The sequence below is a fragment of the Bacillus sp. 01N42_2 genome, from assembly GCF_056399565.1.
Genome location: NZ_JBFTRO010000006.1, coordinates 1 through 21,809, shown reverse-complemented (window position 1 = coordinate 21,809; position 21,809 = coordinate 1). Strand labels below are relative to the sequence as shown.

The window sequence follows — 21,809 nt, the reverse complement described above, 5'->3', positions numbered from 1 at the left end:
ACAGAAAAAAACGGAAGGCCGCCGCCTTCCGTTTCAATTTAAAATAAAAGCATCAGACCGGCGATGGCCGGTGTTAAAAAGATAGCTGATTTCAGAATGACTTTCGGCACGAGATTGGTGAATTTCGCTCCGACATATGCGCCGCACATCGTTCCGATCAGCACTTTGACCAACAGCATATAGTCGACAAACCCTTCCGTCACATAACCGAGACCTCCGCCGACTGCAAGCGGGATAATGACTAGCATGGTTGTGCCGACCGACTGGCGGATGGATAAGCGCAAAAGAATCATTAAGCCGATTTGGATGAAAGGGGCGGAGCCGATGCCGAATGTTCCGGACAAGATTCCTGCGATGATACCGAGAACAACGGCTTTCACCCATATGTTCAGATTGCTTTGCGGTCCGGTGTCCTCTTGTGTTTCTTTTAAAATAAATAACCGGACTAAAATCAATAGAGCAGATAAAAACAGCATGCCCGCCGTCAAGTAATGCAGCAAATCTGCGGGGATAAGAGAAGTAAGTCTGGCCCCGAAAAAAGAACCGAATGCCGCAAAAACGCCGACGATGAGACCGATTTTCATCTGAATATTGCCTTCACGGTAGTGGCTGAAAGCTCCGGACAGACTTGTGAAAGCCATTCCGGCTAAGGAAGTGCCCAAAGCCGTGTGAATCGGTACGTGAAAAAGTATGGTTAAAAGTGCAATAACAAAGCCGGCTCCCCCCGCGCCGATAAACCCGAGAATAATCCCGAGCAGAAACATAACGAGTATAATAAGCACAATCTTCTCCTCCATTTAGATGCCTGATGACAATGTTTCGATCCGCTGTACCAGATGTTTAACGATCGACCGTTGTCCGTCGACCGTCGTTCAATATCTTTATGTTACCTCAAATTTAAAGTATTGGCAAGAAGCCGGAATGCTTTTATACAGCGCTCTGCAGCTCTTTGACCATCACTTTTTCCCCGTTTGAGTCCAGCTCTCCATTGAATCTAAAGCCGAATTTTTGATAAAGGCGCAGTGCGTGCACGTTATCTTCAAACAGGCTTAAATAAATCCGTCTGCAATCATATAATTGAGCGAGATGATGGATAAGGGCATCAAGCATCAGTCTGCCCAATCCCCGTCCCTGGTATCGTTCATCAATGAAAAAACGGTCAAGCCACACTCTGCCGTTTTTATTTTCTTCATCATATTCCGGAAACCAGCCGTACATGGCAAAGCCGACCAACTCCCCGTCAACATAAAGGCCGGCCGGCTGATAATGCCGGCAATCCTCAGCATCTTGTAAACACTCTTCCGCGGTTTCAATAAATAAAGCCTGGCTTTCACTTACATGAAGCGCCAGTATATCGGCACGGTTTTCTTCCGTGACTGCTCTGATTTCAATCGTCATCCTTCATACTCCTCTTCCGCTTTTTCTGAAGATCATCCAATGATCATCATAAAGGATATGGTTGCCATATCGTCAAGGAGGTATTATGAGCGAAGACGTCAAAAAATACTTCATAACAGTTGAATTCATGTAAAAAAACAAACCCTGTTCCGTCTGCTTTCTCCGGCAGAGGGGAGAACGGGCCCCAGTCTCATCGGCGGAAAACTGGGGTCTAATGAACCGGCAGCATTTTCTGTATTCGTGAAAACATAAAGATCGGCGGGTGATTGAAAATGGAGCCAAAATGGCTTGAATGGGCAAAACAGCTTCAATCCGCGGCGCAAGCGGGGCTGGCTTATTCCAAAGACATATATGATATTGAGAGATTTGAAGAAATAAGAAAAATAAGCGTGGATATCATGGCGCATCATACCGGGGTTGGCAAAGAGATCTTACAAGACGTCTTCGCAGGGGACAGCGGGTATCCCACTCCGAAAGTTGATGTCAGAGCGGCAGTTTTTAGAGATCATAGTATATTAATGGTAAGAGAGAAAAGCGACGGCAGATGGGCGCTGCCGGGCGGGTGGGCCGATATCGGCATCTCTCCGGGCGAAGCCGCTGTCAAAGAAGTAAAAGAGGAATCGGGCATTGACGTAAAGCCGGTCAAACTGTTAGCTGTAATGGATAAGAAATGCCATTCCCATCCGCCGTCCGCCGCCCACGTTTACAAAGTGTTTATCAAATGTGAGATCATCGGCGGACAGCTCAGGGAGGGAACGGAAACAAGCGCGGCCGCTTTTTTTGCAGAAACGGAGCTGCCGCCGCTGTCTGAAGCCCGCAATACGGAAAGTCAGATTGAAAGGATGTTTGCATATCTCAAACATCCGGACGAACCCGTTTATTTTGATTAAGGCAGCAAGCAGGAAAAAGAGAGGAACTGGTTCAGAACCATTTCACTTATGAATAATCCGGCCTGTGATAGAGATGGTAAATCATCAGGCCGGGTTTTAAGAGTCTGCCTGTTTCGGTGTGGTCCGCCCTTAAAAAACCGTTTTTGAAAAATCGATAATCCTGCGGGCAATTTCTGTCGGTTTTTCCTCAGGGACGTAATGGCCGCAGCCTTTTACCTCATATCCGCTGACTTCACGAATTGATTCTCTCCATGTGTCAAGCACGGGAAGGCCGGCTAAGTTCCCTTTTTCTCCCCACAGCAAAAGCGTGGGCATATCCAGTTTTTTCTGTGCTTCCTTTTCTGAACGATATCTCGGCAAATCAATTTGATAAGCGGCTCTGTAGTCGTTAAGCGCAGCTTGGACAGCACCGGGCTGCTTCCAGGCGGCTAAGTACCGGTCCCAGGCGCCGTCTGATGTCAGCAGGTCAAAAAGCCCGTCACCTCTGCTTAATAAAAATCTAAGATATTCCTCTTCTTTTCCTCTTATTAATTCTTCCGGCAGATAGGGAACGACTTGAAATATCCAGTGCCAGTATTTTTTTGCGGCTTCAGCTGCCGTCAGAGAATCATAGACGTATTCAGTCGGCATAATGTCGATGAGCACAAGGCCTGCCGCCAGCTCCGGAGCATCTAAAGCAAGCCGTCTTGCTACCCTGGCGCCTCTGTCATGCCCGGCAATTAACGCTTTTTGTATATGCAGGCGGCGCATCAGACCTTGTATATCGCTTGCCATCGTTTTGTTATCATAGCCGTTTATGCCGCCCGGCTTTTCAGAATCGCCGTAGCCCCTCAGATCAACAGCGATGACTCTGTGAGAAGCGGCAAGCGTCGGAATTACATAACGCCACGTCACCCAGCTTTGCGGAAAGCCGTGCAGGAGAATGACGGGGGGAGCCTCCTCCTTTCCTGCAAAGACGTAATGAAGGCGGATGCCATTTACTTCAATTGAATCATGGGTCACATGCTTTTCAAATTGTTCACGAAAAGAATCCATTTTCTCTCTCCTTATAAAATGTTATTTTTTTATTTGAGAAATAATAGCGGAGGTGACGTCTTCCGTTGAATGTTTTCCGCCGACGTCCGGGGTCAGGACGCCGCTGTTTGTGACCGTTTCAATTGATTGCAGGAGGAGATTGCCCAGCTCCTCTTCTCCGAACGAATCGAGCATTAATTTAGCCGTCCATATTTGGCCGATAGGGTTGGCAATCCCTTTTCCGGCAATATCCGGAGCGGAGCCGTGAACAGGCTCAAACATGGAAGGGTATTTGCCGTTTACATTGATGTTGGCGGCGGGAGCGATTCCGATGCTTCCCATAATCGCCGCGCCGATATCTGTCAGCACATCTCCGAACAGGTTTGAAGCGACAATGACATCGAAGCGCTCCGGGTGAGTGACAAAAAAGGCCGCCAGTGCGTCAATATGCTGCGAGTCCGTTTCAATCCCGGCATACTCCCGGCTGACCTCTTTAAAGATGTCATCCCAAAACGGCATCGAGTGAACAATACCGTTGGATTTCGTCGCGCTTGTGACGTGTTTTTTTCGATTTGCCGCCAGTTCAAAGGCATACCGCATCACTCTTTCCGTTCCTCTGCGGGAAAAGACCGCGTTTTGAATGGCGATTTCGTCTTCGCCCTGATACATTCTGCCGCCGACAGAGCTGTACTCGCCCTCACTGTTTTCCCGGACGACCAGCAGATCAAAATCCTTAGGGTTAACGAGAGGGGACGTGATGCCCGGCAGCAGCTTCGCCGGCCGCACATTGATCACCTGTTCAAATTCCCGGCGTATCTTGATGAGCAGCCCCCACAGCGAAACATGGTCGGGGACGAGCTTTTGATTCCCCACAGCTCCTAAAAACAAAGCATCAAAGTGCTGTAACGTTTCTAATCCATCATCCGGCATCATGGTTCCGTGCTCCAAGTAATACTCGCAGCTCCACGGAAAAGAAGTAAAATCGAATGCCATGCCCCCATGTAATTCGGCGATTGTGTTCAACACCCGCTCCGCTTGCGGAACGACTTCTTTTCCCACACCGTCCCCCGGTATGCTGGCAATCTTGTATGTTTTCATATTCCATCCCCCCTGAATGAATTGTTTCGGTTTACGGCAGACCGTCGACCGTCGTTTGTTATAATTCCATATTACGCCAAATCCGCTATGCTGACAAGCTCGGGAATGTTGCTTCCATAGATAAACTGTTATATGATCTTGGTAACAATAAGGCCTAAATTGTATGAAGAGGTAGGAAAGATGGATAACTTTAAATTAGATAAGCCAACCCCGTATTATCTGCAATTTTATTCCCAATTGAAAAAAATGATATTTGACGGGATTTTTAAACCGGGAGAACGGCTGAATGAAACACAGCTGGCCAAGGATTTCGGAGTCAGCCGGTCGCCGGTCAGAGAAGCGATGCGGCTCCTTGAAAAGGACGGGCTTCTGACGGCAGACGATCGAAACGGCTTTGTCATCTATTCTTTATCCGTAAAGGATGTTGAAGAGATTTATCAAATCAGAATGTCACTTGAATCACTGGCGGTCGAACTCGTCATTGATGAAGCGGCTGAGAGTGAAATTGAACTCATCGAAAAACAGCTGCGGGAGACGGAAGAAGCCATCCATAAAGGCGTCAAAGAGACGGAGATTATTTCCTTGAATGAAACGTTTCATCAGCTCCTTGTGGAGTTCAGCCATAACAGTCAGCTGGCCAAGCTGCTTGAGCATGTCAATGTGCTGATTCATTTTTGCAGAGTCCTTAATTTTAAAGGGGATGACCGTGCGGAAGTGATCTTACATGAGCACCGGAAAGTCTTTGAAGAAATAAAAAAAGGCGACAAAACAAAAGCCGTGCACTATATGACGGAACATCTCAAGCACGATGCAGAACATCTGAAAGGCGTGCTGAAAGCACAAGAAACAGACGAATCATCACGATAGACAAGGCGAAAAGCCTTGTCCTTTTTTTTGCGGTGTCATCAAACTGCAATAAAGACCTGACTGATGTTTCTTGCATGATTTTTTCTGCTCATTTATGATGGATATGGAAAAAGCGCAAAAAAGGCAAAGGAGTTTGAAAATGGCAAAACATATTCTCATGGTCAATTTTCCCGCAGAAGGACACGTAAACCCGACCCTCGGTATGACAAAGGCCTTCAGTGAACGGGGCGATCACGTTCATTATATCTCAACGGAAAAATACAAAAGCAGGCTGGAAGGAGTAGGGGCGGAGGTTCACCTTCACCGCGATCTGCTCAGAATGACACCCATTGATCCAGACAGCCCGTCCGGCATACTGCCATTCTTAAAAATTCATATCAAAACGTCACTGGAGATTTTACATATTGTGCAGCGTCTGGCTGAGGACATTCAATTCGACGCCGTCTATTATGATAAATTCGGTGCGGGAGAGCTGGTGAGAGATTATCTCAACATTCCCGGCATCTCTTCTTCAGCATCCTTCCTGCTCAATGAAGACGGCCTGAAAACCCTCCCGCTCCATCCGGAATCGGGCGTGCCGTTTCAGCCGGATAGGGAATGTGAAGAGCTGTTGGCTGAGATGAAAGACAAATACGGCGTTGCTCCTGACAGCCTGCTCCAATTTATGAACAACACGGGTGAACTGAACGTCGTCTATACAAGCAGATATTTTCAGCCCGAAAGCGAGACGTTCGGAGATGAGTATTTATTTATCAGTCCAAGTTTTCCGAAGAGAAAGGGGCACGCCGACTTCCCGATCGATTCTTTAAAGGATGAAAAAGTCATTTATATTTCAATGGGGACGGTGCTCGGGGACACGGAAGCGTTTTTCAATCTGTGCATAGACGCGTTCTCAGATTTTGAAGGCAAGGTTGTCATCGCCGCCGGAGAAATAGCCGATCAGTCGAAAATCAAACAGGCGCCGGAAAACTTTATCATCGCTCCATACGTGCCGCAGCTTGAGGTGCTGGAACAAGCTGACCTATTTGTTACACATGGCGGAATGAACAGTGTAAATGAAGGCATTCATTATCAAGTGCCGCTGGTCGTCATCCCGCATGATAAAGATCAGCCGATGATTGCACGCCGCCTGACTGAACTGAATGCCGGCTATACAGTGCAAAAAGATGAAGTAAGCGCTGAAAAGTTAAAGCTTGCCGCAGAAGAAGTGCTGCATAACGGGAAATATAAACAAGGCATTCAAGCCATTAACGAAAGCTTTAAAGAATGCATGGACATGAAAGATGTCCTGGCCCGGATCGACCGGTTTATTGAACAAAAAAAATAATACACGAAAAAAGCCTGTTTCCGCTGTAAAAAGGGAAACAGGCTTTTTATAAAGATTCCTAGATGATGTGATGCTCTTCATTTGCGAGTTTGATAAGAGTCAGAAGAGATTCTGCCTCACGTGCGCCGAGTGTTTTTTCCAGACGGTCTTTTTCAAAGATCTGCTGGCCGAAAACATTCACGGACGCCTGATCTACTGTCGCGTGCCAGTCCTTTTGTGAATGATTCTCAGAAAAAGAGAAGACAAACACAGCAAAGACCGCTATAAGCATCGCCTTAACCCAAAATTTTTGCCGGTTTCCTGCTGTTGACATAGGCCGCCTCCTAAACGATTGTTTTACAGTATTAGATCATATATGAGCTGTTTTTAATAGAGTAAAGAAGTATTATTTTCAGGTAGTTCAAATGGTATGGAGAACAGCCGGATGCACGCGGGTCAGGCTGATGCGCCAATTCATAGTTTGTTCATATTTTATTAAAAGTTTATCCAACCCTGTCCTTTACAGTAGGTGTAAACCACAAACACACTGCTGAAAGGGGCCTGGAAATGCATATTCATATGATGAACAAAAACCAGTTTGAGAGTGATTTGGAGGCGGCAGGATTCAGTCGTCAGGCAGATGATATTATCGGCAAAATGAAAGAGTACGTAACGGAATGCGCGGCTTCATCCGAACGGTTCCTGATTGAAATTCAAACCGTCATGAACGAATACAAAGCTGTCGTCTGTGCGATGTTTTCAACTATGGAAATTGCCGGGGCCAAAAAAGATGAGAAGCATGTTGAATTCGAAGCCTGTACTGTATTGTGTGAATAAAAGATCGTCATAAAAACTCCGCGGCTTCTGATTATCATCGTATATTTACCGACTTGTGCCGGTTAAGGAATAATATTGAAACTCATATAAAAGCCATTCGTATAAAAGAGAAATACAGTTTTTATATGGGGGGATCATAATGAAGGATAAGAAAAAACAAGCTTTTGAACAGCTTTTCAGCACTTTAGACGGAAGGCATGAAATAAACGGAGCTGTTTTAGCGGCAGAAAACGGCCGCATTTTATATCAGGGTTCATTCGGCATTGCAGAACTGGAAACAAACAGGATGCTGAATGACCGCTCTGTCTTTGAATTGGCCTCAGTATCGAAGCCGTTTACAGCTCTCGGGATTATGAAGTTAGAGCAGCAGGGGAAGCTGCGGTATGACGATATGATAGAGCGGTGGCTTCCTGATTTTCCTTATCCGGGCATTACCATTCGGCATTTACTTCATCATACGTCAGGATTGCCGGATTATATGGAGCTGTTCTTAACACATTGGGACCGGGACAGAATTGCCGTTAATCAAGATGTGATCGATATGCTTAAGCAGCATAAACCGGATGCTTATTTCCCGCCGGGTAAGGGGTGGCTTTACAGTAATACGGGGTATGTTGTGTTAGCGGTTATGATTGAAATTGTATCAGGCATGAGTTTTGCTGAATTTATGCAGCAAGCTGTATTTCATCCGCTCCGTATGAACGATACGCGGGTTTATAACAGAAGGCTGAGTAAAGAAAACATCCCGAACTATGCATATGGCTATGTCTATGATGTGCATTCCGGAGAGTATGTCCTGCCTGATGAACTTGAGGAAACCGATTATGTCGTCTTCCTTGACGGCATTCAAGGTGACGGAACCGTTAACTCGGCGATAAGAGATTTATATCTGTTTGATCAGGCTCTTTATACGGAAGAAATCATCAGCAAAGAGACGAAAGACCAAGCTTTTACACCTGGCTATTGGAATGAAGAAGAGCATTTCGGGTATGGATTTGGCTGGATGATTCAAAACAGCCCCCAAAAAGGGAAGGTTGTCAGTCACGACGGAGGCTGGCCGGGCTATTCAACTCTGATGATCCGATATATTGACCAGAACAAAACACTGATTTATCTCAGCAATATGGAACAACCGTATCAATTTGAACAAGCTGTGATTGCCGCGGCCGTAAACATCTTATTTGATCAGCCATACGTGATTCCGAAACGTCCGGCGGATCAGAAAAAAGCAGATATCGATCCTGCGATTTACAGCAGATTTACCGGTGATTACTCATTTCAGGATGATACACATGCATCGGTGGCGGTAAAAGAAAATCGATTGTATCTTACTATAGACGGGCAGACACCATTCGAATTATTCCCAATGGCGGAAACCCGTTATTTTGTCCGGGCGCTGCCGCTTGAAATTGAATTTGCCGGTGATAAAGACCAAGCGGCCTCACATTTCGTTTTATATCAAGACGGCACAGAAGAAACCGCTCTGCGAATAGACTGAGTGACATACAAAAAAACCGCCGTCCTGAGAAGACGGCGGTAATAGAAAAGTCAAACCCCTTTGATGACGCGAAATTTCCTTTTCGGCTCTGACATAAAGATAGAAGAGAAAATCATAGCTCCGAGCATGGTGATGTATTCCATATAAAGTGAAACCTCTGCCAAAATCAAACCTGCAACCATTAAAACAGCGCCCAATACCACCGCAAAAACCTTCGTTTTCATGATGAGTTCCCCCTATTATCTGATAATTGAATTATACTGCATTTCCATTAATGTGTACATTTTGTGAACAATTTCACCTGACGAAAGGCAATGAAGAGAGATTTGAAGAATTAGGAGAGGTGACCGGCTGCAATTCATCTTTTGTTTTACTGACGAACCGAAAGGGAAAAGTAAAAAATCAAAAAGGCAAAGGAGTTCTTGAAATGAAAGCAAGATTATTTTTATTCAGCATGTTTCTCCTCATTCCCGTCCTGGCGCTTGCCGGATGCAACAGTCAATCTTCAGGAGGAAGCGAAAAAGCGAAAGACAAAGAAACGCACGCTCACGAAGACATGAATCACTCAGGTTCATCCGAGGTGCCGAAAGGTTTAAAGAAGGCCGAAAATCCGACTTATAAAGTCGGCAGTGACGTCATGATTTTAGCTTCTCATATGAAGGGCATGAAAAATGCGCAAGGAACCGTAACAGGTGCTTATGATACAACGGTTTACAGTGTATCTTACACGCCGACAACGGGAGGAAAGCGCGTTAAAGATCATAAATGGGTCATTCAGGAAGAATTAAAGGGCGCCGGTGATAAGACGTTAAAGCCGGGTGACAAGGCCGTCATCGAGGCATCCCATATGAAAGGCATGAAGGGCGCTGAAGCCGTCATTGATTCAGCCAAAAAGACAACCGTTTATATGGTCGACTATACATCGACGGACGGCGGCCAAAAAGTAACGAACCATAAATGGGTGACAGAAGACGAGCTGTCCGCCGCAAAATAAAAAAGACCGCAAAAGCCGAAGGAACTCCTTCGGCTTTTATGCGGTCTCACACTTATGCGGATTTTCTTTTCAAAGCGGGTCTCGTTAAAGAAAACACAGCTAACGCGACAGCGATAATGACAATCAAACCGCCGCACCAGGCGGTTGCTGTGACAGAACCCGTTTGTCTGATCACGCCGCCGCCGATGGCTGACCCGAGCGCAATGCCGATTTGCAAAGCGGATGTATTGAAGCTTTGCTGAATATCGGAAGACTCAGGCGCAATTTTGATCAAATAACTTTGCTGCGCCGGCGCAAGGCTCCAGCTGAGCAATCCCCAGATCACCATCGCAGGCAGGAAAATAATTAAAGAAACCGTTGACAGCGGAAGGATAAACAGTATCAAAGCGAAAGAAACAGTCACAAGCATGATGCTTTTAAATGATCCCAAACGGTCATACAGCCAGCCGCCGAACGGTCCGCCGCATACCGCTGACAGGCCGAACAAAAAGTAGCATACACTGACCCAAACGGAACTCAAATGAAGCGTTGTTTCCAAAAAAGGCGCAAAGTAGGCATAGAGTGTGTAATGCCCAGCCAGTGTAAACAAGGTGACAAGATGTGCGCTGGCAATTTTGGCGTTCCAGACCGTCTTGATCTGCTCACGAAACGGAATCATTTTTTCAGCAGGTATTTTTTCAAAAAAGACGCTGATAATCAGCATGGAAACAAGAGATAATACGCCGATTCCCAAAAACAGAACGCGCCATCCGAAAGCATTGCTGATGATAATGCCGACAGGCACGCCTAAAGCGATTGCGGAGCTGAAGCCCATGAAAATGATGCCGATCGCCCGCGCTCTGTATTCCGGCGCTACGATTTTAGGGGCAATCGTTAAAGAAAGGACGACAATCAGTCCCGTACTCATGGAAGCGAGCACCCGTGACACCATCAGCACGGCGAAATTAGGACTGAAATAAGCGACCAGATTACTCAGGAAGAAAACAAAAAGTGCGATTAAATAAAGCCGCTTTCGTTCAGCTTTTGCCGTCACTGCCAAAAGCAGCGGGCCGGATACCGCGTAACCGAGCGCAAATACGCTGATCAGCTGCCCCGCGCTGACGATGGATATATCTAAGTCGGAAGCGATTTGCGGAAGAATACCGCCCACAATTAACTCAACCAATCCGACTGCAATAGTAGATGCTGCAAGCAGAAATACTTTGAAATTCATGTACAGATACTCCTTTTTTTATTTTTTAGAAAATAAAAAATCCTGATTACAAAAAGTGTGCGGGACAATTTTTTGTAATCAGGATTTTACGGTTCCTGGTAGACACCCTCAAACCATATCATTGAGGTTATACAATGTATACAATATTCGTTTGTGTCCGTTTCTGCAAAGAATTCTACCATAATAGTGAGAGAGATTCCATAGAAAATTCGAGGAAATCCTTTCAATTTCAACAGCGGGTCATTGATGAAGCAGAAAAAAATTTATGATAACCATAAGGAGTCTATACAGATCAAACATTACACAGCCGGAGGAAACCGATGAATAAATACGAAAAAATCGCCGCCGCCATGACAAGTTCGTCGTAACGTCAGTCAATTTAAAACGTTCATAAAGCGCCGAAGTGTGAGAGAAATCTCACTTTTTTTCGTTGCGGCTGATTTACATCTTCGCTTCATTTATGTTATATTACCCAATGATAGAATCATCCTACAAATTACAGAGGTGTTCTGATGGAAATATCCAAAACAAGCAGACTGTCGCTCGTAGAACAAGTGGTGGCGCAAATTGAATCGTTAATACAATCGGATAAATGGCCGGTCGGGACGCGCATTCCCCCTGAGTTGGATTTAATGAAGCAATTTGATGTGAGCCGAAACACATTGCGTGAGGCCATTCGGGCGCTCGTACATGCCGGCCTTCTTCAGACTAGGCAGGGGAGCGGTACGTATGTCAGCTCATCCAGCGTCCTCGGCGCTGCATTTTACCGCCATATAAAAAAATCAAATTTGCTTGAAACATTAGAAGTCAGATACGCACTTGAGAGAGAAGCCGCACGATTGGCGGCCCAAAGGCGTAATGACGAAGACCTTAAAGCACTGAAGGCATGCTTAGGTGAATGTGAGGCGGCCTTGCAAAATGAAGATCGAAAACGGTATGCCGAAGCTGACATTAAACTGCACAAAACAATTGTACAGGCGGCCCATAACAATATGCTTTCTGATTTATACGAGCATATGACGGATGCGCTTTGTGCGTCAGTCCATAATCTCTTGGAAATCACCCCTGCTATCCGGATCCATACCCAGCTTGCCGCTGCGATTGCCGGACAGAAACCGGATGAGGCCATGGAGGCCGTCAACCAATACATCACAGTATTTAAAGATACAATACACATGGAGGATGAACATGAAAATTGAAGACGAACATCAAATTCTGCAAGCAAGTCAGCGTAAAAAACTGATATTGCTGGTTATCGGAGTCATATTGATAGGGGCCAACCTCAGAGCGCCTCTGACATCGGTCGGACCGCTCGTTTCCTCAATTCGGGACAGCCTCGGAATGACCAATGCGGCTGCCGGCACCATTACGACAGTGCCGCTTTTGGCCTTTGCATGTCTGTCGCCGTTTGTTCCTTTATTGTCCCGGCGCTTCGGGACCGAGATTGTCTTACTGTCATCATTAATTGTCCTGACAGCCGGAACTCTGCTGCGCTCCATCGCAGGGATCGGCACTCTCTTTTTCGGAACGATCCTGTTAGGATTGTCGATCGCCGTATGCAACGTCCTGCTGCCGAGTCTCATTAAACATAAGTTTCCCGGAAATTTAGGCGTCATGACCGGCGTCTACTCGGTTTCTATGAATCTGTGCGGCGCGATTGCATCCGGCATCAGCGTTCCGATCGCCTCCTCAGCGGGGTTAGGCTGGAAAGGCGCGCTCGGCTGCTGGGCTATCCTTTCTTTCATTGCGCTTATCATGTGGATTCCGCAAATGAAAGGACGCGAACTGCCCGTCCGCACGACTGGGATAAATGGAGAGAAGAAAAGCAGTCTGCTGCGGTCTCCTCTGGCTTGGAAGGTGACGTTGTTCATGGGGCTGCAATCCCTTATTTTTTACACCATCATCGCTTGGCTGCCGGAAATTCTTCAGCAGAATGGACTCAGCTCAAGTAAGGCGGGATGGATGCTTTCATTAATGCAATTCTCAGTCCTGCCGATTACTTTTATCGTGCCGATCGCTGCCGCTAAAATGAAAAACCAGCGCGCACTCGCCGGACTGACGGCTTTATTTTTCCTTATCGGCATTGCCGGCGTTCTTTTCGGAAGCCCGGCTCTCACTCCGCTATGGGTCATTTTGATCGGAATTGCGGGAGGCTGTGCGTTCAGTCTGGCAATGATGTTCTTCAGCCTGCGGACCCGCCATGTCCATGAAGCCGCGGCGCTTTCGGGAATGGCCCAGTCATTCGGATATTTGCTTGCCGCGTTCGGACCGCTCGTATTCGGCCTGCTGCATGATATCACGCACGGCTGGACGGTTCCGTTATTCATGCTGATCGCGGTCTCCGTTCTGATTTTCATTTTCGGTGTCGGGGCCGGAAAAGCGGAACAGATTAAAACTGCATAAAAAAACAAAGGGTCTGCTTAGGGCCCTTTGTTTTTTATTTAAAAAGCTGTCTCCGGACATCACGTTGTCAGTTTCAAACCGATGACCCCGATGAGGATAAGCCCCAGAGACACCAATTGTGACAGATTGAATTTTTCTTTAAACCAAAGTATACCCACGGCTGATACGCCGATGCTTCCCATGCCGGTCCAAGCCGCATACGCGACACCTGTGGGAAGAACCTGCATCGCTCCGGAAAGGCAAAAGAATGAAAGCATAAAGCCTGTTACCATGACAATCAGCGGCCACTTTTTTTTAAAACCGTCAATATGTTTCATGGCAACGGCCGCTACAACTTCCTCCGCTCCGGCAATAAATAACAGCAGCCAAGCCATTAATGTTCACCCCTTGTTTCAGTTTCTTTCGTAAATACCTTCATTCCTAAAATACCGGACAACAGCAGAGCCAAAAAGAAGATTTGCCCGATTGAAAAAGGTTCTCCTAAAATGACGCCCGTTACATATGTGCCGACGGTGCCTATTCCGACAAAAACGGTGTATGCGGCAGCCATCGGTATTTTTTTATAAGAACGAATCAACATCAGGAAGCTGACGGCAATCAGCAGGAAAATACCGATCCAATCAATGAGCGAGTCCGCATGTTTCAGAGCGGACGCCCAAACCACTTCTAACAGTCCGGCTATCAGTACAAGCAGCCAATACATTTACAGTCACCTCAATTATGAATGAATGTCAGTCATTTTTATGGCGGTCAAAAATGATCGGTCTCTGCCAATCATTTCTGTAAGCTTCTTTTGAGAAAGCTGAATATTTCTTTTTTATATACTTCGAGATCAACATCCTGTTCACAGCCGATATAAAACCGTTCAGCCGCGTTCTCGACAACATTGATAATCGTTCTGGCCGTCCATCTGACATGAATGCCGCTGATGACCTCACCCTGCTCAATGGCCGTATTGATGACGCCTTCCAGCCAGGAATAATAAGGCTGATAAATGGCCTCCCATTTTTCCATTGAGTGATCGATGGCAAGACCGGAATAACAGAGGACGATAATATCTTTATGAAGCCGGGTGATGTGAAATGTCTCATCAACCAAAATGTCCAGCACCGTCCAAAAATCTTCAGTGCCGTCCGTTTTCCCTTTGATTCTGTCCAGCGTATGATCAAGCAGGTTTTCTGCAATCGCTGATATGAGGGCGTTTTTAGAAGAAAAATATAAGTAAAACGTCCCTTGGGCCGTTCCGGCTTTTTTGACGATTTCTGAGATGGATGCTTTGTCTAATCCTTTTTCAGAAATGACTTCAATCGCGGCTTGCAGGATCTTTTCATATTTTCCCGAGCTTTGTTTTGCCAATAGAGGGGTTCCTCCTTTTATGAATGACTGTCATTCATTTTATCGTATTTTCGCTTTTTTGTCATCCTTAAAAATAAAAAGACCGGAAAGAAGATCATGCTTCTTTCCGGCGTTCATCATTTATCACTGTCGATCATAGCCTTCGGCAGTCCCGTATATTTTGCCCAGTAATAAATACCGAGCGAACCGATGGCGATCAGAATCAGGTCAAGCGGATTGCTGATAATACCCAATCCGTGGCCGAACGAGCCGAGATAGGAGAAAATCAGCATCATCACATAAAAGCCGACGATCCACCAGGCTGATTTCAGCTGCTGCCGTATGCTGACATCATCTTTGGGAGCATATTTACTGAAACAGAGATAGATCAGAAACATGACAATTTGAGAACCGAGAAGCCAGGATACGGTGCGCCATCCGGACCAATATACAATATAAGAGGTAAAAATAAACGACAGCGGCCCGATGATGCTCATCCCTTTTAAATAAAACGGTCTGTTAATATCCTTCGCGTTCACCCTCAGCGCCGCTGAAGAAATCGGCGCAATCGCATAAGACAGAATCAATGCGACGGAGCACACGTTCACAAGAGCGTTCCAAGAAGGGAACGGCAGCGTCCAAAAAACAGCCAGACCGAACGAAAGCCAAAGGGAGGCACGCGGTGTCCCGGTTTCTTTATTGACTTTAGAAAAGATGCTGAATAAAGTTCCGTTTCTGGCCCAGGCGTAGACGAGACGTGAAGTCGTATTCATAAAGATATTACCGTTACCGCCCGGTGATAAAATCGCATCTAAAATAACCAATGTCGCCAGCCACCCTAATCCGAGCAAAACGGCGATATCTTTAAACGGAAGAGAGAATTCAGTCCCGATAGCCGGCCATCCGTGCTTCAGGGTATCCGCCGGAATCGCCCCGATAAAAGTGAGCTGCAGCACGGTGTAAATAATAGTAGAAACGATAATACAGACAATCAATGCGATCGGAATGTTCCGCTTCGGATTCTGCACTTCACTTGCGACAGCCACAATCGGGTGCAGCCCAAGATAGGCGAACATGACACCGCCGGTAGAAATCGCGGCCTGAATTCCGGTGAAACCAAAAGGCGCAAATCCGTGAACGGTCATATTGCCCGGGTGAAAATGAAAAATCAGTACTATAATAACCGTAATCGGAACGACATATTTAAAAATCGAAATAATAAAGTTTGCTTTTGCAAAGGTTTTGACACTCCAGTAATTGAGGAGGAAGAACATGCAGAGCAGCGCAAATTGCAATATCCACCCGGCAATTGTCGGCGAGTCAGAACCTTTCACGGTCAACCCTGGAAACCAATACGCCACGTATTGGCGGACTGCCGTGACTTCTATAGAAATAAGGCTCGTGTAGGCCACAATGGTGACAAAGGAAATTAAATATCCGACCAGGTGTCCGTGTGAATATACGGGATACCGGATAATTCCCCCGGTCCGCGGCAGCGCGGCGCCCAGTTCCGCATAAACTAAGCCGATCAATAAGATGATTCCCCCGCCGATCAGCCAGGAAAAAATGCCTGATGGGCCCGCTTTAGAGGCGACGTTACTGACGGCAAACAGCCATGCTGAACCGAATATGGCTCCCATGCCGATTAAAATAAGATCAAAAAGTGACATAGATTTCTGGAAGTTTCCTTGCTTAGACATTCGCTGCCTCCTTATAAGACATGTTCTATTTACATAATTCCCATTATCATTCGAACATACCCAGCCGGCCGGCTGGAAAATTAGGACAGCTTTATATGCTGAAGTATGTACAGCAGTATGCTCAAATCATAATGGAGTGACTTGATACGGCCGCATGTCAAGATCTCCCCGCTTATATTCCCCGTTTTGCTCACGTTCAAACCTTACATCTATAAAAATAAAAAAACGCCCGAAGCAGGCGTTTTTTTATTACAAGTTCATATCTTTCAGTCCGGGGCTGTGCTCATTCGGAAGCTCAGGAAGTTCCGGCACAGGGAACCCTTTAGGCGGCTCAGACACACTTAATTCGCCGCCGTTTCGGCTCGGCGTCTGTCCCTGCAGAATTTCTCCGATCCGTGTCGAATCCAGTCTGAAATTAAATTGGGTATTGTGATATCCCATCTCAACGAATTTACGGCACTCCGGATATTTCTCAATGTCATAATTCGGCACGGGGAATAATTTTCCCCATTCAACACCAAGTGTTTCCAGCGCTTTTGTAAAAGCATTTTGATGAGCATTGTCACGGACAATCAGGAAACCGAGTGTTTCTCTGAACGTCTGATTAGAAATCATTTCATAAATGCGCGTTTTTTGCAGCACGCCGGTTGATTCCAGCACGACATTGTCCAATAAGTCGGCAATCAGATTCCCGTGGTTGTATACCCAAGACCCATTCCATGGATTGCCGCCGGCGTCTACAGGAAGAGAACTTTGCGCCCCGATAATATAATGGTGCGGATTGGCATGCTTCACCGCTTCGTCAATCGGCGCCTGATCTGAAGCCTGATTTCCGGGGCCCTCAGCCCCGCTTTCATCGAGCAGCGCATTAATCGTATGCTGGACGAGCTCAACGTGTGCAATTTCTTCTAAAAATACGCCGCGAAGCAGGTCGCGGAACTGCTTTTCTTTTCCCCTGAAATTAGAGCTTTGGAAAAAGTATTGCATCATCGTCCGCATTTCTCCGTAGTGCCCGCCTAAAATTTCCTGAAGCACCTTGGCGGCGGCCGGATCCGGCTTAATGATATTGATCAGTTCTTCTTTGTAATAGTACATGAACAGCGCACCCTGAAATCAGTTTTCAGTTCTTCTGTTAGTGTCTTAGCAAAGTCGGTTTTTGTGTATCGGCAGCAAAAAAGGACGGAAAGTGTGTCCCGTCCTTTTGCGTTAAGCCTCGACCGCCCCGCGGAGCTTCGTGTTGACAAGCCCGTTCCATCCTTGGTCCATCGTACTGTGAATCTCCGAGCTTTTCCGATTGACTTTATTGATGACGGCATCCGGCTCTTTCCATCCGCCGTGAATGAGAGTGAATTCCGTATCTCCGCTTTCCGTTTCTTTCAAGATAAAAGAAACGATCCAGCCTTCCGTATCCCATGAAAAAGAAAGGCGGTACGGCGCTTCGATATCCAGCACCTTGCACGGAGACGGACCGAATGGAGATTCCAACTGAAAATCACTGTCTTCTTGAGGCGTGAAATCATTCGGCATAAACCAGAGAGACAGTCCGTCCGCAGTGGAGACCGTATCCCAGACCACTTGCAGCGGCGCCTTGAAAACGGCGGTATGAATAATGTCCGGTAATGTTTGATTACTGCTGTTGTTATTTTTGTTATCATTGTTTTGTTTATCAGACATGCTGCTAACCACTCTTTCGCTGTTTTTTCTTTTGATCATACTACACGGGGCATGACATTTGAAAACAAATCAAACTTAGTTTATGCTTTTTCAAAGCCATTCAATACATTTTAAGGAGACGTAGTGATGACAGATCAATTTAAAGCGTTAGTAGTCGATCAACGTGAAGACCGGTTTTCAGTCAGCGTACAGGAGCTCGCAGTTCAGGACCTTCCCGAGGGTGAAGTGCTGATTAAGGTTTGCTATTCAGGCGTGAATTACAAAGACAGCTTGGCTGCCATTCCTGACGGCAAGATCGTAACCTCGTATCCTTTCGTGCCGGGAATTGATTTAGCGGGAATCGTCGTTTCCTCAGATGACGCCCGTTTTAAAGAAGGGGACAAAGTCATTGCGACAAGCTACGGCATAGGCGTTTCCCACTTTGGCGGCTATAGCGGGATGGCCCGCATTCCAGCAGATTGGATTGTGCCGCTGCCTGAAGGTCTGACTCTTAAAGAAGCCATGACGATCGGAACCGCCGGCTTTACGGCCGCATTGTCCGTTCAGCGGCTTGAGGAAAACCATGCCGCCCCTGAAAAAGGGAAAGTGCTGGTGACGGGAGCAACAGGAGGCGTCGGAAGCTTTGCGGTTTCCATTCTTTCTGCATTAGGCTATGACGTAGAGGCCAGTACGGGAAAAGAAGAAGAAAGCGGCTATCTGAAGAGTCTCGGTGCGAAATCGGTTATTCACCGTGACGAAGTTTACAACGGCACGTTAAAACCGATGCAAAAACAAAAATGGGCCGCGGCCGTCGATCCGGTCGGAGGTGAGCCGCTTGCTTCAGTTCTCAGCCAGATTCAGTACGGCGGAGCAGTTGCAGTGAGCGGACTGACAGCGGGAACGAAACTCCCGGCTACGGTCTTTCCGTTTATATTGCGCGGCGTCAGCCTCCTGGGAATTGATTCCGTATCCTGTCCGATGGAGACAAGAAAGAAAACATGGCAGCGTCTGGCTGAAGATTTCAAGCCAGCGGATCTCGAGACCTTTATTCAAAAGGAAATTACACTTGAGGAACTGCCGGACACGCTCCCTGCTCTCTTAAAAGGAAAAGCGAGAGGGAGAACGATCGTTAAACTGAACGAAGAATAAACAAAAACCCCCGATCAGCAGTTGGGGGTTTTTTCATTATATAATCATTTACTGATTAAAACTGAGATGATTATTGAGTATATTCTGAAAGTGAGCTGATTTTAAACAAATATTGGTTATATGTAGATCATATTTAGAAAAGTTTTTAAATTATCTGAAATATTTATTGACTGAAAGCGCTTTTAAAATTAATATAATAACATAAGTGCCAATAATATTATTACAACTTAACTAAGAAATAACTATAAAGTAACAATTCGACGAAAGGAGAGAGCAAATATAAATGATGACACTTTCGAGTGATTTTTTATATAAAAGCTGTTTTGAATTGTCGAAACGTGGGTAAGTCATTATAGGCGTAAATATAGATAACTGAATATTCGGTTTATATCTCTGTATAAAAACTGGGAGGATTTGAAGATGAATAAAAATAGCAGCCAGTATTCATTTTTGAGAACCATCATTTTAGTATCGACGTTCGGGGGGCTTCTTTTCGGTTACGATACAGGTGTAATTAATGGAGCGCTTCCTTTTATGGCGGAAGCTGACCAGCTTAATCTTACGGCCCTGACTGAAGGCATGGTGGCAAGCTCCCTTCTCTTGGGGGCTGCGATCGGCGCAGTTTTCGGAGGGCGGCTGTCAGACTATAACGGCAGACGTAAAAATATCCTTTTCCTTGCCGTTTTGTTCTTTGCGGCGACGCTGGGATGTACACTGGCGCCTAACGTATCGGTTATGATTATCTCTCGTTTTCTGCTGGGGCTTGCTGTCGGGGGAGCTTCCGTAACAGTTCCGGCATACTTGGCTGAAATGTCGCCGGCGGAAAGCCGGGGGAGAATGGTTACCCAAAATGAACTGATGATTGTAACGGGCCAGCTGCTTGCCTTCACGTGTAATGCCATCATCGGCAATGTGCTCGGTGATACGTCCCACGCTTGGCGTTACATGCTCGTTATCGCGGCTCTTCCGGCGGTATTCTTGTTTTTCGGTATGCTGAAAGTTCCCGAAAGTCCGCGCTGGTTGGTTTCTAAAGGAAGAAAAGAAGATGCTTTGCGCGTTCTCCGGCGAATACGGAATGACGAGAAAGCAAAGTCAGAACTCGCCGAGATTGAATCTGCTTTTCATAAGGAAGCGGAGATGGAGCAGGCGACATTTAAGGACCTTGCCGTTCCGTGGGTGCGCCGCATTGTGTTTATCGGAATCGGAATTGCTGTAGTGCAGCAGCTCACCGGCGTAAATTCAATTATGTACTATGGAACTCAAATACTAAAAGATGCCGGCTTCGAAACAAAAGCTGCATTGATCGGCAATATCGCTAACGGTGTGATTTCCGTGCTTGCGACTTTTGTGGGCATATGGCTTCTCGGCAGAGTCGGCCGGCGCCCGATGCTGATGACGGGGCTGATCGGAACGACTGCCGTGCTGCTGCTGATCGGCATTTTATCTGTCGTGCTGAAAGGATCCCCTTCACTTCCTTATGTAGTTCTTGGGTTAACCGTCACTTTCCTTGCGTTTCAGCAGGGAGCGGTTTCTCCTGTGACCTGGCTGATGCTGTCGGAGATATTCCCGCTTCGATTGCGGGGGCTTGGTATGGGAGTCACTGTCTTCTGCCTTTGGATCGCGAACTTCCTTGTCGGTTTAACTTTCCCGGTTCTGCTCGCAAACATCGGACTGTCTGCAACCTTCTTTATTTTTGTTCTGTTAGGAATAGCGTCCGTCATATTCGTGAAAAGGTTCCTGCCGGAAACAAAAGGTCTGTCGCTTGAACAGCTTGAACAAAACTTCCGTACTTATGAAAAACCAGAGCGAAAAAGTGCAGAGGTCAAGGTGAGCGGGTAATCAAGAGAGATGCAGGGTTCTTAGGAATCCTGTTTTTTATTTTCTATATATAGAAGGAAGTAATAAGCGAGAAAAAACTTTTGTAAAAGTGTTGACGCGATTTAAGGGGCATGGTATATTATTAAACGTCGCTGATGAACAAAGCGATCACGCTAAAAGAGAAAATGAGCTTTTGAAAAAAGACTTTACAAATTCTCAGAAACGTGTATAATAAATGAGGTTGAGAAAACAACTTCGAAAAGAAATAAAAAAACACTTGACATCATAACTGATTGATAGTATGATAGTTGAGTCGCCTGATAAGCGCCCGTAGCTCAATTGGATAGAGCGTTTGACTACGGATCAAAAGGTTAGGGGTTCGACTCCTCTCGGGCGCGCCAATTTAAAATGCGGGTGTAGTTTAGTGGTAAAACCTCAGCCTTCCAAGCTGATGTCGTGAGTTCGATTCTCATCACCCGCTCCATTATAATGATCTTTGAAAACTAAACAAGACAAAACGTACCTGTTAATTCAAAGTTTTAAATAAATCGCACAGCGATGTGCGTAGTCAGTCAAACTACTTTATCGGAGAGTTTGATCCTGGCTCAGGACGAACGCTGGCGGCGTGCCTAATAC

General features: G+C 46.3%; 23 protein-coding genes, 2 tRNA genes and 1 riboswitch. Of the genes, 12 read left to right on the top strand and 13 right to left on the bottom strand.

What is annotated here, in order from left to right:
- Window positions 1-38: 38 nt before the first annotated feature.
- Together AC1DN5_RS13865 and AC1DN5_RS13860 are read right to left on the bottom strand one after the other, a co-directional pair.
- Window positions 39-782 carry a sulfite exporter TauE/SafE family protein gene (locus AC1DN5_RS13865; protein ID WP_016937094.1) on the bottom strand — a complete coding sequence of 248 codons (744 nt, stop codon included), beginning with the start codon at window positions 780-782 and terminating at the stop codon, window positions 39-41.
- A gap of 145 nt (window positions 783-927) precedes the next feature.
- Complete coding sequence (locus AC1DN5_RS13860) at window positions 928-1,398, bottom strand: GNAT family N-acetyltransferase (protein WP_095242143.1); 471 nt, start codon at window positions 1,396-1,398, stop codon at window positions 928-930.
- 272 nt (window positions 1,399-1,670) lie between these two features.
- Here AC1DN5_RS13860 and AC1DN5_RS13855 point away from each other — a divergent pair, with 272 nt between their 5' ends.
- Complete coding sequence (locus AC1DN5_RS13855) at window positions 1,671-2,288, top strand: NUDIX hydrolase (RefSeq protein ID WP_095242142.1); 618 nt, start codon at window positions 1,671-1,673, stop codon at window positions 2,286-2,288.
- A 129-nt stretch (window positions 2,289-2,417) separates the two neighbouring features.
- On the opposite strand, the gene AC1DN5_RS13850 is transcribed toward AC1DN5_RS13855, so the two are convergent.
- Window positions 2,418-3,323, bottom strand: coding sequence for an alpha/beta fold hydrolase (locus AC1DN5_RS13850; RefSeq protein ID WP_047478267.1), 906 nt, complete (start codon window positions 3,321-3,323; stop codon window positions 2,418-2,420).
- 21 nt (window positions 3,324-3,344) lie between these two features.
- Complete coding sequence (locus AC1DN5_RS13845) at window positions 3,345-4,400, bottom strand: tartrate dehydrogenase (RefSeq protein WP_047478263.1); 1,056 nt, start codon at window positions 4,398-4,400, stop codon at window positions 3,345-3,347.
- A 180-nt stretch (window positions 4,401-4,580) separates the two neighbouring features.
- Here AC1DN5_RS13845 and AC1DN5_RS13840 point away from each other — a divergent pair, with 180 nt between their 5' ends.
- Window positions 4,581-5,267 (top strand): GntR family transcriptional regulator, encoded by a 687-nt coding sequence (locus tag AC1DN5_RS13840; RefSeq protein ID WP_029575258.1) that lies wholly within the window; start codon window positions 4,581-4,583, stop codon window positions 5,265-5,267.
- A 139-nt stretch (window positions 5,268-5,406) separates the two neighbouring features.
- Window positions 5,407-6,594, top strand: coding sequence for a macrolide family glycosyltransferase (locus AC1DN5_RS13835; RefSeq protein ID WP_047478259.1), 1,188 nt, complete (start codon window positions 5,407-5,409; stop codon window positions 6,592-6,594).
- A 58-nt stretch (window positions 6,595-6,652) separates the two neighbouring features.
- On the opposite strand, the gene AC1DN5_RS13830 is transcribed toward AC1DN5_RS13835, so the two are convergent.
- Complete coding sequence (locus tag AC1DN5_RS13830; protein WP_016937088.1) at window positions 6,653-6,907, bottom strand: hypothetical protein; 255 nt, start codon at window positions 6,905-6,907, stop codon at window positions 6,653-6,655.
- Between the two features lie 233 nt (window positions 6,908-7,140).
- Between AC1DN5_RS13830 and AC1DN5_RS13825 the strand changes: the two genes are divergently transcribed.
- Together AC1DN5_RS13825 and AC1DN5_RS13820 are read left to right on the top strand one after the other, a co-directional pair.
- Window positions 7,141-7,410 (top strand): hypothetical protein, encoded by a 270-nt coding sequence (locus AC1DN5_RS13825; RefSeq protein WP_047478256.1) that lies wholly within the window; start codon window positions 7,141-7,143, stop codon window positions 7,408-7,410.
- A gap of 139 nt (window positions 7,411-7,549) precedes the next feature.
- Window positions 7,550-8,908: a serine hydrolase gene (locus AC1DN5_RS13820; protein WP_188154806.1), complete on the top strand. Its 1,359-nt coding sequence runs from the start codon at window positions 7,550-7,552 to the stop codon at window positions 8,906-8,908.
- Between the two features lie 50 nt (window positions 8,909-8,958).
- Here the strand turns inward: AC1DN5_RS13820 and AC1DN5_RS13815 are convergent, their stop codons facing one another.
- The gene (locus tag AC1DN5_RS13815) at window positions 8,959-9,132 is read right to left on the bottom strand and encodes a hypothetical protein (protein ID WP_016937085.1); all 174 of its coding nucleotides are present in this window, start codon (window positions 9,130-9,132) and stop codon (window positions 8,959-8,961) included.
- A gap of 203 nt (window positions 9,133-9,335) precedes the next feature.
- On the opposite strand from AC1DN5_RS13815, the gene AC1DN5_RS13810 reads away from it, so the two are divergent.
- On the top strand, window positions 9,336-9,902 hold the full coding sequence (locus AC1DN5_RS13810; RefSeq protein WP_045926971.1) for a YdhK family protein: 567 nt from the start codon (window positions 9,336-9,338) through the stop codon (window positions 9,900-9,902).
- Window positions 9,903-9,954: 52 nt separating this feature from the next.
- Here the strand turns inward: AC1DN5_RS13810 and AC1DN5_RS13805 are convergent, their stop codons facing one another.
- Window positions 9,955-11,115 (bottom strand): MFS transporter, encoded by a 1,161-nt coding sequence (locus AC1DN5_RS13805; protein WP_016937083.1) that lies wholly within the window; start codon window positions 11,113-11,115, stop codon window positions 9,955-9,957.
- Window positions 11,116-11,170: 55 nt separating this feature from the next.
- A riboswitch (purine riboswitch) is annotated at window positions 11,171-11,270 on the bottom strand.
- A 357-nt stretch (window positions 11,271-11,627) separates the two neighbouring features.
- On the opposite strand from AC1DN5_RS13805, the gene AC1DN5_RS13800 reads away from it, so the two are divergent.
- Together AC1DN5_RS13800 and AC1DN5_RS13795 are read left to right on the top strand one after the other, a co-directional pair.
- Window positions 11,628-12,314, top strand: coding sequence for a FadR/GntR family transcriptional regulator (locus AC1DN5_RS13800; RefSeq protein ID WP_188154808.1), 687 nt, complete (start codon window positions 11,628-11,630; stop codon window positions 12,312-12,314).
- Window positions 12,304-13,518, top strand: coding sequence for a CynX/NimT family MFS transporter (locus tag AC1DN5_RS13795; protein WP_366970169.1), 1,215 nt, complete (start codon window positions 12,304-12,306; stop codon window positions 13,516-13,518). The genes AC1DN5_RS13800 and AC1DN5_RS13795 overlap by 11 nt, the downstream gene beginning before the upstream one ends.
- A 59-nt stretch (window positions 13,519-13,577) precedes the next feature.
- Here the strand turns inward: AC1DN5_RS13795 and AC1DN5_RS13790 are convergent, their stop codons facing one another.
- The 6 genes from AC1DN5_RS13790 to AC1DN5_RS13765 form a co-directional block, all read right to left on the bottom strand.
- Window positions 13,578-13,892, bottom strand: coding sequence for a DMT family transporter (locus AC1DN5_RS13790; protein ID WP_007409295.1), 315 nt, complete (start codon window positions 13,890-13,892; stop codon window positions 13,578-13,580).
- A complete protein-coding gene (locus AC1DN5_RS13785; protein ID WP_016937080.1) occupies window positions 13,892-14,221 on the bottom strand; it encodes a DMT family transporter in 330 nt (109 codons plus the stop codon). Before AC1DN5_RS13785 ends, AC1DN5_RS13790 begins: the two co-directional genes overlap by 1 nt.
- Window positions 14,222-14,292: 71 nt before the next feature.
- Window positions 14,293-14,874 carry a TetR/AcrR family transcriptional regulator gene (locus AC1DN5_RS13780; RefSeq protein ID WP_016937079.1) on the bottom strand — a complete coding sequence of 194 codons (582 nt, stop codon included), beginning with the start codon at window positions 14,872-14,874 and terminating at the stop codon, window positions 14,293-14,295.
- 116 nt (window positions 14,875-14,990) lie between these two features.
- Window positions 14,991-16,553 carry an APC family permease gene (locus AC1DN5_RS13775; RefSeq protein ID WP_047478243.1) on the bottom strand — a complete coding sequence of 521 codons (1,563 nt, stop codon included), beginning with the start codon at window positions 16,551-16,553 and terminating at the stop codon, window positions 14,991-14,993.
- Between the two features lie 249 nt (window positions 16,554-16,802).
- Window positions 16,803-17,648 (bottom strand): manganese catalase family protein, encoded by an 846-nt coding sequence (locus tag AC1DN5_RS13770; protein WP_366970170.1) that lies wholly within the window; start codon window positions 17,646-17,648, stop codon window positions 16,803-16,805.
- 111 nt (window positions 17,649-17,759) lie between these two features.
- Window positions 17,760-18,227: an SRPBCC family protein gene (locus AC1DN5_RS13765; protein ID WP_016937076.1), complete on the bottom strand. Its 468-nt coding sequence runs from the start codon at window positions 18,225-18,227 to the stop codon at window positions 17,760-17,762.
- Window positions 18,228-18,353: 126 nt separating this feature from the next.
- Between AC1DN5_RS13765 and AC1DN5_RS13760 the strand changes: the two genes are divergently transcribed.
- From AC1DN5_RS13760 to AC1DN5_RS13745, 4 genes are all read left to right on the top strand, one after another.
- A complete protein-coding gene (locus tag AC1DN5_RS13760; RefSeq protein WP_045926943.1) occupies window positions 18,354-19,355 on the top strand; it encodes an NADPH:quinone oxidoreductase family protein in 1,002 nt (333 codons plus the stop codon).
- 420 nt (window positions 19,356-19,775) lie between these two features.
- Window positions 19,776-21,194, top strand: coding sequence for a sugar porter family MFS transporter (locus AC1DN5_RS13755; RefSeq protein WP_188154811.1), 1,419 nt, complete (start codon window positions 19,776-19,778; stop codon window positions 21,192-21,194).
- Window positions 21,195-21,497: 303 nt separating this feature from the next.
- Window positions 21,498-21,574, top strand: a tRNA-Arg gene (locus AC1DN5_RS13750).
- Window positions 21,575-21,583: 9 nt separating this feature from the next.
- Window positions 21,584-21,657, top strand: a tRNA-Gly gene (locus AC1DN5_RS13745).
- Window positions 21,658-21,809: the final 152 nt, after the last annotated feature.

Coding starts and splice junctions, on each gene's coding strand:
- AC1DN5_RS13840 (WP_029575258.1), top strand. CDS start 4,581: ATGGATAACTTTAAATTAGATAAGCCAACCCCGTATTATCTGCAATTT.
- AC1DN5_RS13805 (WP_016937083.1), bottom strand. CDS start 11,115: ATGAATTTCAAAGTATTTCTGCTTGCAGCATCTACTATTGCAGTCGGA.
- AC1DN5_RS13860 (WP_095242143.1), bottom strand. CDS start 1,398: ATGACGATTGAAATCAGAGCAGTCACGGAAGAAAACCGTGCCGATATA.
- AC1DN5_RS13795 (WP_366970169.1), top strand. CDS start 12,304: ATGAAAATTGAAGACGAACATCAAATTCTGCAAGCAAGTCAGCGTAAA.
- AC1DN5_RS13845 (WP_047478263.1), bottom strand. CDS start 4,400: ATGAAAACATACAAGATTGCCAGCATACCGGGGGACGGTGTGGGAAAA.
- AC1DN5_RS13815 (WP_016937085.1), bottom strand. CDS start 9,132: ATGAAAACGAAGGTTTTTGCGGTGGTATTGGGCGCTGTTTTAATGGTT.
- AC1DN5_RS13825 (WP_047478256.1), top strand. CDS start 7,141: ATGCATATTCATATGATGAACAAAAACCAGTTTGAGAGTGATTTGGAG.
- AC1DN5_RS13820 (WP_188154806.1), top strand. CDS start 7,550: ATGAAGGATAAGAAAAAACAAGCTTTTGAACAGCTTTTCAGCACTTTA.
- AC1DN5_RS13775 (WP_047478243.1), bottom strand. CDS start 16,553: ATGTCTAAGCAAGGAAACTTCCAGAAATCTATGTCACTTTTTGATCTT.
- AC1DN5_RS13760 (WP_045926943.1), top strand. CDS start 18,354: ATGACAGATCAATTTAAAGCGTTAGTAGTCGATCAACGTGAAGACCGG.
- AC1DN5_RS13770 (WP_366970170.1), bottom strand. CDS start 17,648: ATGTACTATTACAAAGAAGAACTGATCAATATCATTAAGCCGGATCCG.
- AC1DN5_RS13785 (WP_016937080.1), bottom strand. CDS start 14,221: ATGTATTGGCTGCTTGTACTGATAGCCGGACTGTTAGAAGTGGTTTGG.
- AC1DN5_RS13810 (WP_045926971.1), top strand. CDS start 9,336: ATGAAAGCAAGATTATTTTTATTCAGCATGTTTCTCCTCATTCCCGTC.
- AC1DN5_RS13765 (WP_016937076.1), bottom strand. CDS start 18,227: ATGTCTGATAAACAAAACAATGATAACAAAAATAACAACAGCAGTAAT.
- AC1DN5_RS13800 (WP_188154808.1), top strand. CDS start 11,628: ATGGAAATATCCAAAACAAGCAGACTGTCGCTCGTAGAACAAGTGGTG.
- AC1DN5_RS13855 (WP_095242142.1), top strand. CDS start 1,671: ATGGAGCCAAAATGGCTTGAATGGGCAAAACAGCTTCAATCCGCGGCG.
- AC1DN5_RS13830 (WP_016937088.1), bottom strand. CDS start 6,907: ATGTCAACAGCAGGAAACCGGCAAAAATTTTGGGTTAAGGCGATGCTT.
- AC1DN5_RS13850 (WP_047478267.1), bottom strand. CDS start 3,323: ATGGATTCTTTTCGTGAACAATTTGAAAAGCATGTGACCCATGATTCA.
- AC1DN5_RS13835 (WP_047478259.1), top strand. CDS start 5,407: ATGGCAAAACATATTCTCATGGTCAATTTTCCCGCAGAAGGACACGTA.
- AC1DN5_RS13790 (WP_007409295.1), bottom strand. CDS start 13,892: ATGGCTTGGCTGCTGTTATTTATTGCCGGAGCGGAGGAAGTTGTAGCG.
- AC1DN5_RS13755 (WP_188154811.1), top strand. CDS start 19,776: ATGAATAAAAATAGCAGCCAGTATTCATTTTTGAGAACCATCATTTTA.